This is a genomic window from Enterobacter chinensis (assembly GCF_034008295.1).
GTDB lineage: Bacteria > Pseudomonadota > Gammaproteobacteria > Enterobacterales > Enterobacteriaceae > Enterobacter > Enterobacter chinensis.
This window is the reverse complement of sequence record NZ_JARDVI010000002.1, coordinates 22,918-38,786: the sequence shown is the minus strand read 5'-3', so window position 1 is coordinate 38,786 and position 15,869 is coordinate 22,918. Positions and strand designations below refer to the sequence as shown.

Annotated in this window: 12 protein-coding genes and 1 tRNA gene; 7 read left to right on the top strand and 6 right to left on the bottom strand. The window is 57.4% G+C overall.

Annotated elements, in window-relative coordinates:
* Positions 1-225: 225 nt before the first annotated feature.
* A complete protein-coding gene (rutR, locus tag PYW49_RS05120; protein ID WP_029742089.1) occupies positions 226-864 on the top strand; it encodes an HTH-type transcriptional regulator RutR in 639 nt (212 codons plus the stop codon).
* Here the strand turns inward: rutR and PYW49_RS05115 are convergent.
* Both PYW49_RS05115 and putA read right to left on the bottom strand, forming a co-directional pair.
* Positions 861-1,256 (bottom strand): lysozyme inhibitor LprI family protein, encoded by a 396-nt coding sequence (locus tag PYW49_RS05115; protein WP_320386301.1) that lies wholly within the window; start codon positions 1,254-1,256, stop codon positions 861-863. The genes rutR and PYW49_RS05115 overlap by 4 nt on opposite strands.
* A gap of 101 nt (positions 1,257-1,357) precedes the next feature.
* Positions 1,358-5,320, bottom strand: coding sequence for a trifunctional transcriptional regulator/proline dehydrogenase/L-glutamate gamma-semialdehyde dehydrogenase (gene putA, locus PYW49_RS05110; protein WP_320385866.1), 3,963 nt, complete (start codon positions 5,318-5,320; stop codon positions 1,358-1,360).
* A gap of 423 nt (positions 5,321-5,743) precedes the next feature.
* On the opposite strand from putA, the gene putP reads away from it, so the two are divergent.
* Both putP and PYW49_RS05100 read left to right on the top strand, forming a co-directional pair.
* Positions 5,744-7,252 (top strand): sodium/proline symporter PutP, encoded by a 1,509-nt coding sequence (gene putP, locus PYW49_RS05105; RefSeq protein ID WP_134349120.1) that lies wholly within the window; start codon positions 5,744-5,746, stop codon positions 7,250-7,252.
* A 116-nt stretch (positions 7,253-7,368) separates the two neighbouring features.
* Entirely contained in the window at positions 7,369-7,788 is a 420-nt protein-coding gene (locus PYW49_RS05100) for a DUF3574 domain-containing protein (RefSeq protein WP_032658073.1), read from the top strand.
* Positions 7,789-7,819: 31 nt separating this feature from the next.
* On the opposite strand, the gene PYW49_RS05095 is transcribed toward PYW49_RS05100, so the two are convergent.
* A complete protein-coding gene (locus PYW49_RS05095; protein ID WP_134349119.1) occupies positions 7,820-9,004 on the bottom strand; it encodes a NupC/NupG family nucleoside CNT transporter in 1,185 nt (394 codons plus the stop codon).
* Positions 9,005-9,255: 251 nt separating this feature from the next.
* Between PYW49_RS05095 and efeU the strand changes: the two genes are divergently transcribed.
* The 4 genes from efeU to phoH all read left to right on the top strand — a co-directional run bounded on the left by efeU (position 9,256) and on the right by phoH (position 13,835).
* Positions 9,256-10,089 carry an iron uptake transporter permease EfeU gene (gene efeU, locus PYW49_RS05090; protein WP_320385865.1) on the top strand — a complete coding sequence of 278 codons (834 nt, stop codon included), beginning with the start codon at positions 9,256-9,258 and terminating at the stop codon, positions 10,087-10,089.
* A 40-nt stretch (positions 10,090-10,129) separates the two neighbouring features.
* The gene (gene efeO, locus PYW49_RS05085; protein ID WP_320385864.1) at positions 10,130-11,257 is read left to right on the top strand and encodes an iron uptake system protein EfeO; all 1,128 of its coding nucleotides are present in this window, start codon (positions 10,130-10,132) and stop codon (positions 11,255-11,257) included.
* 5 nt (positions 11,258-11,262) lie between these two features.
* On the top strand, positions 11,263-12,546 hold the full coding sequence (gene efeB, locus PYW49_RS05080) for an iron uptake transporter deferrochelatase/peroxidase subunit (protein WP_320385863.1): 1,284 nt from the start codon (positions 11,263-11,265) through the stop codon (positions 12,544-12,546).
* A 500-nt stretch (positions 12,547-13,046) separates the two neighbouring features.
* On the top strand, positions 13,047-13,835 hold the full coding sequence (phoH, locus tag PYW49_RS05075; protein WP_008503509.1) for a phosphate starvation-inducible protein PhoH: 789 nt from the start codon (positions 13,047-13,049) through the stop codon (positions 13,833-13,835).
* A gap of 220 nt (positions 13,836-14,055) precedes the next feature.
* Here phoH and PYW49_RS05070 read toward each other — a convergent pair.
* The 3 genes from PYW49_RS05070 to PYW49_RS05060 form a co-directional block, all read right to left on the bottom strand.
* Positions 14,056-14,143, bottom strand: a tRNA-Ser gene (locus tag PYW49_RS05070).
* 147 nt (positions 14,144-14,290) lie between these two features.
* Positions 14,291-14,968, bottom strand: a complete 678-nt coding sequence (locus PYW49_RS05065) for an isochorismatase family protein (RefSeq protein WP_134349789.1) — start codon at positions 14,966-14,968, stop codon at positions 14,291-14,293.
* A gap of 20 nt (positions 14,969-14,988) precedes the next feature.
* Entirely contained in the window at positions 14,989-15,849 is an 861-nt protein-coding gene (locus PYW49_RS05060) for a pirin family protein (protein WP_320385862.1), read from the bottom strand.
* Positions 15,850-15,869 lie beyond the last annotated feature (20 nt).

Below are 15,869 nucleotides of genomic sequence, written 5' to 3'. Positions count from 1 at the left end.
ACATTGCAGGTGAATACGTTTTTGCAAAGGCAGTGCCACTTTTGAAAATGGTAGTGTTATTAATGTGTTAATCAGAAGTTGGTGAGTTGATGCGCGTGAAAGTGGACTAAATGGTCAAAAACATTGCACAGAAAACAGGCACTCATGCGCGATAGGAGTGCAGGATGTCGTGGCGAGACGGGGGTTTTGCTATGCTGAGGGCAACGCAGAATAAGGAGAGCGGGAATGACACAAGGCGCAGTGAAAACACCAGGTAAACGTTCGCAGGCCGTGAGTGCCAAGAAGCAGGCGATCCTCAGCGCGGCGCTGGAGACCTTTTCGCAGTTTGGGATTCACGGCACGCGCCTGGAGCAGGTGGCGGAGCAGTCCGGGGTGTCTAAAACCAATCTGCTCTACTATTACCCGTCGAAAGAGGCGCTCTATATTGCGGTGATGCAGCAGATCCTCGATATCTGGCTGGCGCCGCTGAAAGCCTTCCGCGCAGAGCTGGCCCCGCTGGTGGCGATCAAGGAGTATATTCGCCTGAAGCTGGAGGTGTCGCGCGATTACCCGCAGGCATCAAGGCTGTTCTGTCTGGAGATGCTGCAGGGCGCGCCGCTGTTGCAGGCGGAACTTACCGGAGATTTAAAACAGCTGGTGGACGATAAATCGGCGATTATTGCCGGATGGGTCGCCAGCGGAAAGCTGGCCCCGGTCGACCCGCATCACCTGATCTTTATGATTTGGGCCTCCACCCAGCATTACGCTGACTTTGCGGCCCAGGTTGAGGCGGTGACCGGTAAAACGCTCCAGGACGAGGCGTTTTTCCACAGCACTCTGGAAAACGTGCAGCGGATGATTATCGAAGGGATCCGCCTGCGCTAGTTTCCCGGCGGGAGAGGGCAGCTTAAGTCGCCCTCTTCACACTGCATCAGCGAGGCCAGAAACGCTTCACGCTCTGCGGTTTTCTCCGCCAGGCACTGGTTAACAATCATTGGCTGGACGCTTCCGCCTTCCGTACCCGAACCGATAAACGCGCAGTCCGCATCGCGCAGGGTAATCCACGCCTGCTGCGCCTTTTTCAGCAGTTCGCGCTGAGGAGTTGCCGCACGCTTGATGGCGGCCTGATAGGTCTGGTTGAGCTTTTTATCGGCAGCCTGGTACTGCTGCGCGCTACAGGTGTTCAGTTCAAGCTGGGTAGTCGCCTTGTCGCACTCGTCGGCCAGCGCGCTGGCGCTGAGCAGCAGTGCGGCACCTGCGAGAAATACTCTTTTCATCATTCCCTCCGTGTAAAAAAGCCGGATGCGCTTCGCTTATCCGGCCTGTGGTTCTTTTGTAGCCCCGGTAAGCGTAGCGTCACCGGGGAAAGTTTACACGATTAACCGATGGTCATCAGGCTGGCGTTACCACCTGCCGCCGCGGTATTGACGCTGAGGGAGCGCTCAACGTACAGGCGCTCCAGCAGCAGGTTGGTTTCACCGCGGGCGAAGCCCTGCACGGAAACGATGGCACCGCTGCGGGCCGCAACCTGCTCGCACAGTTCGCGCAGCTGGTCAGAATCACCGTGGTAGATCACCGCATCAAACGGCTGCGTCAGCAGCGCATCGGCTTTCGCGAAGTGAATGCGGGACGAGACCACTTTCGGCAGCTGTTTGGCGAGATCGCGATGCAGCGCATCTTCCGGCCACAGCACTTCACAACCGGTTGCCATAGCTGCGGCCAGCTGTACCAGCGCATCCTGCTCGTTATCCGCCACGCACAGCACGCGCTCGCGCGGCATCAGCGTCCAGGTGTTGCGCTCGCCGGTTGGTCCCGGCAGCAGACGCTGCGTACCGGCCTGCGCCAGCTCGCCGTACTGCTGTGCAACGGCACGCAGCTCAGGACGTTTTTCCGCCCATGTGATGAGGGCTTCCAGCGGCTGCATCAGCACGGTTTTCAGCTGCGTATCCACCGGATACTCCGCGTCCTGGCGCGCCAGCGTCACGCCCAGGGCGTTCTCCGGACGGTTCGCCAGCAGACGGTACAGGTAGAGCGGACCGCCCGCTTTCGGACCGGTGCCGGAGAGGCCTTCGCCGCCGAACGGCTGCACGCCCACGACCGCGCCGACCATGTTGCGGTTAACGTACAGGTTGCCGACTTTGGCGCTGCCGGTCACCTGGGCGATGGTCTCGTCGATACGGGTATGCACGCCGAGCGTCAGGCCATAGCCGGAGGCGTTAATCTGCTCAACCAGCTCGTTCAGGTTGTTACGGTTGTAGCGCACCACGTGGAGCACCGGGCCGAAGACCTCTTTTTTCAGCTCGTCGAAGCTTGCCAGCTCAATCAGCGTTGGCGGCACAAAGGTACCGGTCCGCCATTCGCGGGTATCTTCGCTGTTTTCACGCACCGCCTGGAATACCGGACGGCCTTTCGCGCGCATGGTCTGAATGTGGTTTTCGATGTTGGCTTTGGCTTCCGCGTCGATCACCGGTCCGATGTCGGTGGTGAGACGGCCCGGGTTGCCCATGCGGCATTCCGCCATAGCGCCGCGCAGCATCTTCAGGGTGTGGTCCGCCACGTCGTCCTGCAGGCACAGCACGCGCAGGGCGGAGCAGCGCTGACCGGCGCTGTCAAACGCTGAGGCGAGCACGTCGACCACCACCTGCTCGGTGAGCGCGGAGGAGTCAACGATCATGGCGTTCATCCCGCCGGTTTCCGCGATGAGCGGCGTAGGACGACCCTGCGCATCCAGACGGGTGGCAATGTTGCGCTGCAGCAGAGACGCCACTTCGGTCGAACCGGTAAACATCACGCCGCGCACGCGGTTATCGGCGGTCAGCTTAGCGCCGACGGTTTCACCGCGGCCCGGCAGCAGCTGAACCACGCCCGCAGGCACGCCGGCTTCCAGAAGAATGTTGATACCCTGTGCGGCAATCAGCGGAGTTTGCTCTGCCGGCTTGGCCAGCACGCTGTTGCCTGCGGCAAGGGCGGCGGCAATCTGGCCGGTGAAGATCGCCAGCGGGAAGTTCCACGGGCTGATACACACGACCGGACCCAGCGGACGGTGGGTTTCGTTATCGAAATCATCGCGTACCTGGCCCGCGTAGTAATGCAGGAAGTCAACGGCCTCGCGCACTTCGGCGATGGCGTTGCTGAAGGTTTTGCCCGCTTCGCGTACCAGAATGCCGATGAGCGACTGCATCTGATCTTCCATCAGCACTGCGGCGCGTTCAAGAATGGCGGCACGCTCCTGCGGCGGCGTGGCGAACCAGATTGGCGCGTTGTTCACCGCGCTGTCCAGGGCCCGATCCACTTCTGCTTCGGTGGCTTCACGCACGTAGCCGACGATGTCTTTTGGCTCTGCCGGGTTAATGACCGGCTGCATTTCGCCGTCAGCAACGGACTGTTCCAGGATCGGTTTGGCCTGCCATTTCTGCAATGCGCTGTTGAGCAGGGCAGAGGAGAGCGACGCCAGACGGTGTTCGTTGGCGAGGTCCAGACCCGCCGAGTTGACGCGGCCTGCGCCATACAGCTCGCGCGGCAGGGCAATCTTCGGATGCGGCAGGCCAATCTGGCCTTCCTGCGCCGCCATCTTCTCAACGGCCTGCACCGGGTCGGCCACCAGCTCGTCCAGCGGCAGGGTGGTGTCGGCGATGCGGTTAACGAAGGAGGTGTTCGCGCCGTTCTCCAGCAGACGACGCACCAGGTACGCCAGCAGGGTTTCGTGGGTGCCCACCGGGGCGTAAATACGACATGGGCGGTTCAGCTTGCCGTCCGCCACTTTACCGGTCACCTGCTCGTACAGCGGTTCGCCCATGCCGTGCAGGCACTGGAACTCGTACTGGCCCGGATAGTAGTTCTGCCCGGCCAGGCTGTAGATCGCCGCCAGGGTGTGGGCGTTGTGGGTGGCGAACTGCGGATAGATCAGGTTCGGCACGCCGAGCAGCTTTTTCGCACAGGCGAGGTAAGAGACGTCGGTGTAAACCTTGCGGGTATACACCGGATAGCCTTCCAGCCCTTCCATCTGGGCGCGTTTGATTTCGCTGTCCCAGTAGGCACCTTTCACCAGACGGATCATCAGGCGGCGACGGCTGCGGCTGGCCAGGTCAATCAGGTAATCAATGACGAACGGGCAGCGCTTCTGGTAGGCCTGGATAACGAAGCCAATGCCGTTCCAGCCCGCCAGCTCCGGCTCGAAGCACAGTTTTTCCAGCAGATCGAGGGAGATCTCCAGGCGGTCGGCCTCTTCGGCGTCGATGTTGATGCCAATGTCATACTGGCGCGCCAGCAGGGTCAGGGACTTCAGGCGCGGGTAGAGCTCTTCCATCACCCGGTCGTACTGCGCGCGGCTGTAGCGCGGGTGCAGGGCGGAGAGCTTAATGGAGATGCCCGGGCCTTCATATATGCCGCGACCGTTGGACGCTTTACCGATGGCGTGGATCGCCTGCTGGTAAGAGACCATGTAGGCCTGCGCGTCGGCGGCGGTCAGAGCCGCTTCGCCCAGCATGTCATAGGAGTAGCGGAAACCTTTATCTTCCAGCTTGCGGGCGTTCGCCAGCGCTTCGGCAATGGTTTCCCCGGTCACAAACTGCTCGCCCATCAGGCGCATCGCCATGTCCACGCCTTTGCGGATCAGCGGCTCGCCGCTTTTACCGATAATGCGGTTCAGGGAGCGGGAGAGGTTGGCTTCGTTATGGGTCGAGACCAGCCTGCCGGTAAACAGCAGACCCCAGGTCGCGGCGTTAACGAACAGCGACGGGCTGCGGCCAATGTGTGAATGCCAGTTGCCGTTGCTGATCTTGTCGCGGATCAGCGCATCGCGGGTGGCTTTATCCGGAATACGCAGCAGCGCTTCCGCCAGACACATCAGCGCTACGCCTTCCTGTGAAGAGAGGGAAAACTCCTGCAGCAACCCCTGAACCATGCCGGCACGGCCGGTCGCGGTTTTCTGGTTACGCAGTTTGTCAGCAAGCTGGTACGCCAGGCTGTGCGCCTGGGCGGCAATCGCCTCGGGCAGGCGGGCCTGCTCCAGCAGCATCGGCACGGCGTCGGTTTCGGCGCGGCGGTATGCGCCGGTAATGGCGGCACGGCTGACGGACTGCGGTAGGATCTGCTCGGCGAATTCGAGGAACGGCTGATGGTTCTCGTCGCCAGCGGCAGGTGCTTCCTCGCTTTCATTGGCCGCGCCGGCCAGCAGGGCAGGCAGTTCTGGCAGGTCCTCATCGCTCTCGAGTCTTTCGAGATAGTTAAAAATCGCCTGCTTAATTAACCAGTGCGGCGTGCGGTCAATGCGGGTTGCTGCGGTCTTAATCCGTTCGCGGGTTGCGTCATCCAGCTTAACCCCCATGGTGGTCATACCCATGCCAAAGCTCCTGTTGTGCTTTCATCTTGTTTGGTCGTTAGCGTGAAATATCCACCATGTTGCAACTTTGTGCAACCGTGTTAAATGTGACCTGGTTTGCAACCCCGAAAATGAATGGATTGTTAACGAATGGTTAGCTGGAAAAACGCGCTGGCTTTTGTGCGGAAAGCCTGTTTTTATGCGGGAGTTAACACTTTTAAAAGGTGCAACCCGCAAAAGCGTGAGCGAGTGCAACCTATAGGAAACTCGTATCAACCCAGGGATGAAATTGATGTAAATGCAGTGTTAAATCGTTTGTCAGCGGAAGGCGCATACGGCAGGATAGCGCGCCCAACCGAAACACAAGATACATTCACCTCGTTCCGGTGATCATATAACAAGGCAACCCGGACGGTTGTCGCTCGACACTTTTGGAGAATTTGAATGGCAATTAGCACACCGATGCTGGTGACATTTCTCGTTTATATTTTTGGCATGATCCTGATAGGGTTTTTGGCGTGGCGATCAACGAAAAACTTTGACGACTACATTCTGGGCGGACGCAGTTTAGGCCCGATGGTCACCGCACTCTCTGCGGGCGCATCGGACATGAGCGGCTGGCTGCTGATGGGTCTGCCGGGCGCGATTTTCATCTCCGGTATCTCGGAAAGCTGGATCGCCATCGGCCTGACCGTGGGCGCGTGGATCAACTGGAAGCTGGTGGCGGGCCGCCTGCGCGTGCATACCGAGGCCAACAATAACGCCCTGACGCTGCCGGATTACTTCACCGGACGCTTTGAAGATAACAGCCGCATCCTGCGCATTATCTCTGCGGTGGTTATCCTGCTGTTCTTTACCATCTACTGTGCCTCCGGCATTGTGGCCGGCGCGCGCCTGTTCGAAAGCACCTTCGGCATGAGCTACGAAACCGCCCTGTGGGCCGGTGCGGCGGCGACCATCCTTTATACCTTCGTGGGCGGTTTCCTGGCCGTCAGCTGGACCGACACCGTGCAGGCGAGCCTGATGATCTTCGCCCTGATCCTGACCCCGGTGATTGTGATTTTCACCGTTGGCGGCTTTGCCGATTCGCTGGAAGTGATTAAGCAGAAGAGCATTGAAAACGTCGACATGCTGAAAGGGCTGAACTTTGTCGCCATCGTATCGCTGATGGGTTGGGGTCTGGGCTACTTCGGTCAGCCGCATATCCTGGCACGCTTTATGGCCGCGGATTCTCACCACACCATCGTTCATGCCCGTCGCATCAGCATGACGTGGATGATCCTCTGTCTGGCAGGGGCGTGTGCGGTAGGCTTCTTCGGTATTGCTTACTTCAATAACAACCCGGCGCAGGCCGGTGCGGTGAACCAGAACGCCGAACGCGTGTTTATCGAACTGGCGCAGATTCTGTTTAACCCGTGGATCGCCGGTATTCTGCTCTCCGCAATCCTGGCAGCGGTGATGTCCACCCTGAGCTGCCAGCTGCTGGTCTGCTCCAGTGCGATCACCGAAGACCTCTACAAAGCCTTCCTGCGCAAGAATGCGAGCCAGAAAGAGCTGGTGTGGGTAGGGCGCTTTATGGTGCTGGTGGTGGCGCTGATTGCCATCGCGCTGGCGGCCAACCCGGAAAACCGCGTGCTGGGCCTTGTGAGCTACGCATGGGCGGGCTTCGGTGCGGCATTTGGTCCGGTGGTCCTGTTCTCCGTCATGTGGTCACGTATGACCCGTAACGGCGCGCTGGCGGGGATGATTATCGGTGCAGTGACCGTTATCGTCTGGAAGCAGTTCGCCTGGCTGGGCCTGTACGAAATCATTCCTGGCTTCATCTTCGGCAGTATCGGCATCGTGGTCTTCAGCCTGCTGGGTAAAGCGCCGTCTGCCTCCATGCAGAAACGCTTTGCTGAAGCAGATGCGCATTACCACTCCGCGCCGCCGTCTAAGCTGCAGCCTGAGTAATTTTCCTCACGGAACACCGTAGGCCGGGCAAGCGCAAGCGCACCCGGCTTTTTTCTTGCCAAAATCCGTATTTTCCTGTGATATCCATGTGCTTATAACAATGAGGATAGCGAAGCATGACAATCAAAACAGGGTTAATGGCGGCGGCATTATTGATGCTGGCTGGCTGTAATGCGCCATCGCAACACGCGGCGGTGGAGACTTGCAAAGCGGATAACCAGATGCAGCAGACCACGCTCTATTTCGGACTGAATCGTCCGGCCGGGGCGCAGATTACCGGCAACGAATGGCAGCAGTTTGTTGACCAGGACGTGACGCCACGTTTTCGCGATGGCTTAACGGTATTTGATGCCCGCGGACAGTGGCTGGGGAACGACGGAAAAGTGGCGCGTGAGCCCAGCAAAGCGCTGATGCTGATCCACGGTAAAGATGCGCAGAGCGAGAAGAATATCGAAGCGTTGCGTGGGATTTATAAATCACGCTTCGCCCAGGAGTCGGTAATGCGTGTCGACCAGCCGGTGTGCGTGCAGTTTTAATAAAAACGGCGGGATAACCCGCCGTTCTCCGTTATAACACTAACCCCGCAAAGCTCGCCGACAGCAGGCTCACCAGCGTCGCGCCGTACACCAGACGCAGACCGAAACGCGATACCACGTTCCCCTGCTGCTCGTTCAGGCCCTTAATCGCCCCGGCCACAATGCCGATTGACGCGAAGTTCGCGAATGACACCAGGAAGACGGATAAAATGCCCATCCCGCGCGGGGACATCTGATGCGCTATTTTTTGCAGCTCAATCATCGCCACAAATTCATTCGCCACCAGTTTGGTTGCCATAATGCTGCCCGCGTTTAAGGCATCGCTCAGCGGAATCCCCACCAGCCACGCCAGGGGATAAAATACATAGCCCAGGATCTGCTGGAAGCTCATGCCAAATACGCTGGAGAAGAGGGCGTTAACGGCGCTAATAAGGGCAATAAAGCCAATCAGCATCGCCAGAATAATCATCGCCACTTTAAAACCGGCCAGAATATACTCGCCGAGCATCTCGAAGAAGCTCTGCGATTCATGCAGTTTTTCAAGCCGGATATCCGGCTCCGCTTCCGGGCGCGCCGGGTTGATGACGGAGAGAATAATAAAGGTGCTGAACATGTTCAGAATCAGCGCCGCGACGACAAATTTGGCGTCGAGCATGGTCATATACGCGCCGACAATCGACAGGGAGACCGTCGACATCGCCGTGGCTGCCATGGTGAACAGACGGCGAGAGGAGAGATCGCCCAGCACGCCTTTGTAGGCAATGAAGTTTTCTGACTGGCCGAGGATCAGCGAACTCACCGCGTTAAAGGATTCCAGCTTGCCCATACCGTTCAGTTTTGACAGCAGCGTGCCAATCACCCGAATAAAAATCGGCAGGATCCGCCAGTGCTGAAGAATACCAATCAGCGCGGAAATAAAAATAATCGGGCAAAGCACGCCGAGGAAAATGAACGCCAGCCCTTTTTCTCCCATTCCGCCAAAGACGAAATTGGTGCCTTCACCGGCAAATTTAAGCAGTGACTCAAAAAATCCCGAGACGTATTTAATCACGAATAACCCGCTTTCGGCGTGCAGGAAAAAGAACGCCAGAGCAATTTCTATGACAATCAGCTGTAAAACAAAACGAATGCGAATTTTTCGGCGGTCGAAACTCACCAGCCAGGCAAGCGCAAGAATAATGACCAGCGCCAGCAGGAAATGGACAATTTTAAACATAATTAATTTTCACCAGATGTTTGAGGCGGATATTTAGCCACAGCCCTGAATCAGCGTAAATGGGCATTTTCGTTATAACTTATAAACTTGAACGTTACGCACGTAACTATTATCAGGCTGGGCTTTTACATCTCGTCATCAAAACACCACACATTTCGCTTGTGTTTCTTTCCGCCGTAATGATAATCACTATCACAAGAATTTACCTTTCTTTGCATCAGTTGACCGCGATAAACATTTAAGGTGTCGGCATGTTTGTTCCATTTCTCATTATGTTACGTGAAGGGCTCGAAGCCGCCCTCATCGTTAGCCTCATCGCCAGTTATCTGAAGCGAACCCAGCGCGGACGCTGGATTGGCGTCATGTGGGTCGGTGTATTCCTTGCCGCGGCGCTCTGTCTGGGCCTGGGGGTTCTCATCAACGAAACCACCGGGGAGTTCCCGCAGAAAGAGCAGGAGCTGTTTGAGGGGATCGTCGCCGTGATTGCGGTAGCGATCCTCACCTGGATGGTGTTCTGGATGCGTAAAGTCTCGCGTAACGTGAAGGTGCAGCTGGAGCAGGCGGTGGATAACGCGCTGCAAAAGGGCAATAACCACGGCTGGGCGCTCATTATGATGGTCTTTTTCGCCGTGGCGCGTGAAGGGCTGGAGTCGGTTTTCTTCCTGCTGGCGGCGTTTCAGCAGGATGTGGGGATCTGGCCTCCGCTGGGTGCGGTGCTGGGTCTTGCCACCGCGGTGGTGCTTGGTTTCCTGCTCTACTGGGGCGGTATTCGCCTGAACCTGGGGGCCTTCTTCAAGTGGACCAGCCTGTTTATTCTGCTGGTGGCGGCGGGTCTGGCGGCGGGGGCGATTCGCGCCTTCCATGAAGCGGGCCTGTGGAACCATTTCCAGGACGTGGCGTTCGATCTCAGCAACGTCCTCTCCACGCACTCACTGACCGGCACCCTGCTCGAAGGTATCTTCGGCTATCAGGAAACGCCGAGCGTCAGCGAAGTGGCAATGTACTTTATTTATCTGGTTCCGGCGCTGGTGCTGTTCGCCATGCCGCCGCGTACTGGCTCGCAGGCGTCGCGCGTTACGCCATAATTTTTGTTTTAGTTACAACATACTTTTAAAGGGAAGAGTTATGGCAATTCAGTTCCGTCGTAGTGCGTTATGCGCAGGCATTGCCGCGCTGTTCGCTTCCGCATTCTCCGCCTGGGGCGCGGATGTTCCTCAGGTTAAAGTGACCGTCAATGACAAGCAGTGTGAGCCGATGACCCTCACGGTGAACAGCGGCAAAACCCAGTTCATTATTCAGAACCACAGCCAGAAAGCGCTGGAATGGGAGATCCTGAAAGGGGTTCTGGTGGTGGAAGAGCGCGAAAACATCGCCCCTGGCTTCAGCCAGAAGATGACCGCCAACCTGCAGCCGGGCGAGTATGAGATGACCTGCGGCCTGCTGACCAACCCCAAAGGGAAGCTGATCGTCAAAGGTGAAGCAACGGCCGATGCGGCGAAAGGCGCTGCGGTGCTGAGCCTGGGTGATGCCATTACCGCGTATAAAGCGTATGTCACGAAAGAGACGGCGGACCTGGCGGCAGCAACAAAAGCCTTTACCGATGCGGTGAAAGCCGGTGACATCGAAAAAGCGAAATCCCTCTATGCGCCAACCCGCCAGCACTACGAGCGTATCGAGCCGATTGCCGAGCTGTTCTCTGACCTTGATGGCAGCATTGATGCCCGCGAAGATGATTTCGAGCAGAAAGCCGCTGATCCGAAATTCACCGGTTTCCACCGTCTCGAGAAAGCCCTGTTTGGCGATAATTCTGCCAAAGGGATGGAGAAATATGCCGATCGGCTGAACAGCGACGTGCTGGAGCTGCAAAAGCGCATCAGCGAGCTGGCCTTCCCGCCGTCAAAAGTGGTGGGCGGCGCGGCCGGTCTGATTGAAGAAGTGGCCGCGAGCAAAATCAGCGGCGAAGAGGATCGCTACAGCCATACCGACCTGTGGGACTTCCAGGCTAACGTCGATGGCGCGCAGAAAATTGTTAACCTGCTGCGTCCTCAACTGCAGAAAGAGAACGGTGAACTGCTGGCCAAGGTGGATGCGAACTTCAAAAAAGTCGACACCATTCTGGCGAAGTACCGTACCAAAGACGGGTTTGAAACCTACGACAAGCTGACCGAGGCCGACCGTAACGCGCTGAAAGGCCCGATTACCGCCCTGGCGGAAGATCTCTCTCTGCTGCGTGGCGTACTGGGTCTGGACTAAGCACGATGAATAAGCATAGCGAGAACGACGTGGTTGAGCCTTCACGTCGTCGATTGTTAAAAGGGGTAGGGGCGCTGGGAGGCGCCCTTGCGCTGGCTGGCGGGTGTCCGGTAGCCCATGCGGCGAAACCGCAAAGCGCGCCCGGCACGCTGTCACCCAATGCCCGCATGGAGACGCAGCCGTTTTATGGCGAACATCAGTCGGGCATTCTGACGCCGCAGCAGGCGTCGATGATGCTGGTAGCCGTCGATTCACTGGCCAGTGATAAAGCCGATCTGGAGCGCCTGTTCCGCCTGCTGACGACGCGCATCGCGTTTCTCACGGCCGGCGGACCGGCGCCCGATACGCCGAACCCGCGTCTGCCGCCGATGGACTCCGGCATTCTGGGGCCGTTTATCGCCCCGGATAACCTGACCATTACCGTTTCGCTCGGTGAGTCGCTGTTTGACGCGCGCTATGGGCTGGCAAAACAGAAGCCGAAAGCGCTGCAGAAAATGACGCGTTTCCCGAATGACTCCCTGGACGCCGCTCTTTGCCATGGCGACCTGCTCCTGCAGATTTGCGCCAATACCCAGGACACGGTGATCCACGCCCTGCGCGATATCATCAAGCACACGCCGGATCTGCTGAGCGTGCGCTGGAAGCGGGAAGGGTTTATCTCGGACCATGCCGCCCGCAGTAAAGGGAAAGAGACGCCGGTGAACCTGCTGGGCTTTAAGGACGGTACCGCCAACCCGGACAGCCACAACGGTGAGCTCATGAAGGAGGTGGTTTGGGTCACTGCCGAACAGGGCGAACCGGCATGGGCGGTGGGGGGAAGCTATCAGGCGGTGCGAATTATTCAGTTCCACGTCGAGTTCTGGGACCGCACGCCGCTCAAAGAGCAGCAGACGATCTTCGGGCGTGATAAGCAAAGCGGCGCGCCGCTCGGCATGAAGAATGAGCATGACGTGCCCGATTACGCCCGCGATCCAAATGGCGACGTGATTGCGCTGGACAGCCATATTCGTCTGGCCAATCCGCGTACCAAAGAGACGCAGTCCAGCCTGATGATGCGCCGCGGATACAGCTACTCGCTCGGCGTGACCAACGCCGGCCAGCTCGATATGGGGCTGCTGTTCGTCTGCTATCAGCACGATCTGGAAAAGGGCTTCCTGACCGTGCAGAAGCGCTTAAACGGCGAAGCGCTGGAAGAGTATATTAAACCTATCGGCGGCGGCTATTTCTTTGCCCTGCCAGGCGCGCGCGACAGCAACGCGTATCTCGCTCAGGGTCTTATTGAAGCCTGATAATCGTCCCCGCAACCGTTCGCGGGGACATTATTTTTTCATATGACTATCCTGCTGTTATATTTCTGTAATATTTCTATATGAGACTGATTTCAACTGTAGGGACAGTCTTAAAAGTTGCACTCAGGTAAAATAAATGTTGCATTTATGATAACTCCTGATGTACTTAAGATAAGACAGCGGTAGTTCCCGGCAGTGATGCTGAATCACTATGGAGATCGCGAATGGTTGCGTCCTGTACTGGACAAGGTAAACATAACAACCGCAGCACCCGGCGCGGAGGCTCAGACTCCGGCAGCGATTTCCTCACCACTAAATTCTCCCCCCTCCCTCAAGAATCTGATTCGACCGACGTGCAGAACAGTGCGCGTAGCTGTTCCGTATCGTCATCCGATAAAGCAAGCAATGGCTTACAAGGAAGCCAACCCTCTGATGTTCGTGCGCATAATCGTGCCGAAGCTGGCGCGTGTGATGAATACCAACAACTCAAGGTGCTATCCATGGGAAGACAAAAAGCAGTGATCAAAGCTCGTCGCGAAGCAAAACGTGTGCTGAGACGGGATTCACGTAGCCATAAACAGCGTGAAGAAGAATCGGTCACCTCGCTTGTGCAGATGAGTGGCGTAGAAGCAATTGGCATGGCCCGAGACAGCCGTGATAATTCTCCAATTGTGGCGCGCAATGAGGCTCAGGCGCACTACCTGAATGCTATCGAGAGTAAACAGCTCATCTTTGCAACCGGTGAAGCCGGATGCGGGAAAACCTGGATTAGTGCGGCTAAAGCGGCGGAAGCGCTGATCCATAAGGACGTGGAGAGAATCATTGTTACCCGTCCGGTACTGCAGGCTGATGAAGATCTCGGTTTCTTGCCCGGCGATATTTCGGAGAAGTTTGCCCCGTACTTCAGGCCCGTCTATGACGTCCTGGTAAAACGTCTGGGCGCATCCTTTATGCAGTACTGCCTGCGACCAGAGATTGGCAAGGTGGAAATCGCGCCGTTCGCCTATATGCGCGGACGTACATTTGAAAATGCGGTCGTCATTCTTGACGAGGCTCAGAACGTGACCGCTGCGCAAATGAAGATGTTTTTAACGCGCCTCGGGGAGAACGTGACGGTTATCGTTAACGGCGATATCACCCAGTGCGACCTGCCGTCCGGCGTGAAATCCGGGCTGAGCGACGCGATGTCACGTTTTGAGGAAGATGAGATGATTGGGGTGGTACGCTTCACAAAAGATGACTGCGTGCGTTCGGCGCTCTGCCAGCGGACGTTGCAAGCGTATTATTGAGATTGCGGTTGTGTTCAAGGCCCGGGAAACCGGGCTTTGTTTTTTGTGCGGGCTTTTTGTCGGGTGGAGCTGCGCTTACCCGACCTACAATACCCGTAGGCCTGGTAAGCAGCGCCACCAGGCATAAAGAGCGCAGGGAGTCTCAAGGTTCGAATCCCCCCTTTTCGGAGAATATAAAAGAAAAAAGCCCGTACTTTCGTACGAGCTCTCATCTCAAATATGGCGGTGAGGGGGGGATTCGAACCCCCGATACGTTGCCGTATACACACTTTCCAGGCGTGCTCCTTCAGCCACTCGGACACCTCACCATATTGTTTTGCTGCCTGACCGCTTGGGGGGCAACGGGGCGCTACTATAGGGAGTTGCGCTAACACGGTCAAGCAGATTTTCAGCTTTAGTGCCTGTTCGGTTAAGCAATAATCAGCTCCACGGTTTTTACGCCATGGAGCAGGGGATTAACGCTGTGAATCGAGCACTTCGCTGTTTTTAACGACTTCCTGCGCTTTGCCGTAGCTCTCAATCAGCAGCTTGTAAGCCGGGAAGATGTGGGTGTATACCTCCGCCCACTCCGCCGCATCTTCACGGTTCCATGTCCGCTGGATCTCAGAGGCTACCGCTGCCGTATCCATCGGCACTACACCGGCCTGTACAACACGCGCCAGGGTGATCTCTTGCGCCATTTTGCTGTAGGTGCCGGAGGCATCAATCACCGCAAACACTTTATACCCATCCGCCACCGCGCTGATCGACGGGAAGGCCATGCAAACGCTGGTGATCGTGCCCGCAATAATCAACGTCTTGCGTCCGGTCGCTTTTACCGCTGCCACAAATTCCGGGTTATCCCAGGCGTTGATCTCGCCTTTACGGGCAACATATTGCGCATGCGGCGCGTTGGCGTGGATCTCCGGGATAAGCGGTCCGTTCGGCCCTTGTGGGACGGATGCGGTGGTGATCACCGGGATCTTCGCCAGGGTCGCGATTTTTGCCAGCGCTGCCGCACGGGCACGCAATTCCGGCATTGGCATATCGCCAACGGTCTGGAACAGGCCGCTCTGGTGATCGATAAGCAACATCACCGCATCGTTCACATCAATGACCGGACGGGTACCATTAAAATTCGCAGGTGTAGACATCTTCTTCTCCTTTATTACGTTCAGATCTGGCCGAAGCGGCCGGAGTTGAAATCACGAATGGCTTCGTTGATTTCGGTTTTACTGTTCATCACAAACGGGCCATAGCCCACAATAGGTTCATTCAACGGCTCGCCGGCCATCAGCAGCACTTTTGCATCGCTGCTGGCTTCGAGGTGCAGTTTGTCGCCCTCCTGACTTAACACGACCAGCTGGGCTTCACCTGCCTGAGCGGTACCGTTCACCGAGATACTGCCTTCAAGCACAACCAGCGCCGTGCTCCAGCCTTCGGGCTGATTAAGCGTGACGTGACTGCCCTGATTGAGGGTGATATCCCAGACGTTCAGCGGCGAGAAGGTGTGCGCCGGGCCGGTAGCCGTGTCGTAGCGACCGGCAATCACCCGCAGGGAACCGCTGTTGTCCGGTAGCGTTACCGCCGGGATCGCGTCCTTCGTGATGCTCTGGTAGCCCGGCGTCGCCATCTTGTCCTTCGCCGGCAGGTTGACCCAAAGCTGCATCATTTTTAGTTCCCCGCCTTTTTGCGAGAACGCGCTGGAGTGGAACTCCTCGTGCAAAATGCCTGCGCCTGCGGTCATCCACTGCACGTCGCCGGGGCCAATGACGCCGCCTTTGCCCGTAGAGTCGCGGTGCTCCACTTCACCGGAATAGACGATGGTGACCGTTTCAAAACCCCGGTGAGGGTGCTGGCCAACGCCGCGTTTCGCACCATCTGCCGGAAAGGTGTACGGGCCCGCGTAGTCCAGCAGCAGAAACGGGCTGAGCGGCTCGCCGTGCGTCTGATAAGAGAACATTGAACGGACCGGGAAACCATCGCCAACCCAGTGCTGACGAGGAGCGGTATAAACGCCTGCTACGTTTTTCATGATTAACTCCTGATGCTCTG

Excerpts from the sequence above, each read along its gene's own strand:
- rutR (WP_029742089.1), top strand. The coding sequence starts at position 226 with ATGACACAAGGCGCAGTGAAAACACCAGGTAAACGTTCGCAGGCCGTG.
- PYW49_RS05115 (WP_320386301.1), bottom strand. The coding sequence starts at position 1,256 with ATGAAAAGAGTATTTCTCGCAGGTGCCGCACTGCTGCTCAGCGCCAGC.
- putA (WP_320385866.1), bottom strand. The coding sequence starts at position 5,320 with ATGGGTATGACCACCATGGGGGTTAAGCTGGATGACGCAACCCGCGAA.
- putP (WP_134349120.1), top strand. The coding sequence starts at position 5,744 with ATGGCAATTAGCACACCGATGCTGGTGACATTTCTCGTTTATATTTTT.
- PYW49_RS05100 (WP_032658073.1), top strand. The coding sequence starts at position 7,369 with ATGACAATCAAAACAGGGTTAATGGCGGCGGCATTATTGATGCTGGCT.
- PYW49_RS05095 (WP_134349119.1), bottom strand. The coding sequence starts at position 9,004 with ATGTTTAAAATTGTCCATTTCCTGCTGGCGCTGGTCATTATTCTTGCG.
- efeU (WP_320385865.1), top strand. The coding sequence starts at position 9,256 with ATGTTTGTTCCATTTCTCATTATGTTACGTGAAGGGCTCGAAGCCGCC.
- efeO (WP_320385864.1), top strand. The coding sequence starts at position 10,130 with ATGGCAATTCAGTTCCGTCGTAGTGCGTTATGCGCAGGCATTGCCGCG.
- efeB (WP_320385863.1), top strand. The coding sequence starts at position 11,263 with ATGAATAAGCATAGCGAGAACGACGTGGTTGAGCCTTCACGTCGTCGA.
- phoH (WP_008503509.1), top strand. The coding sequence starts at position 13,047 with ATGGGAAGACAAAAAGCAGTGATCAAAGCTCGTCGCGAAGCAAAACGT.
- PYW49_RS05065 (WP_134349789.1), bottom strand. The coding sequence starts at position 14,968 with ATGTCTACACCTGCGAATTTTAATGGTACCCGTCCGGTCATTGATGTG.
- PYW49_RS05060 (WP_320385862.1), bottom strand. The coding sequence starts at position 15,849 with ATGAAAAACGTAGCAGGCGTTTATACCGCTCCTCGTCAGCACTGGGTT.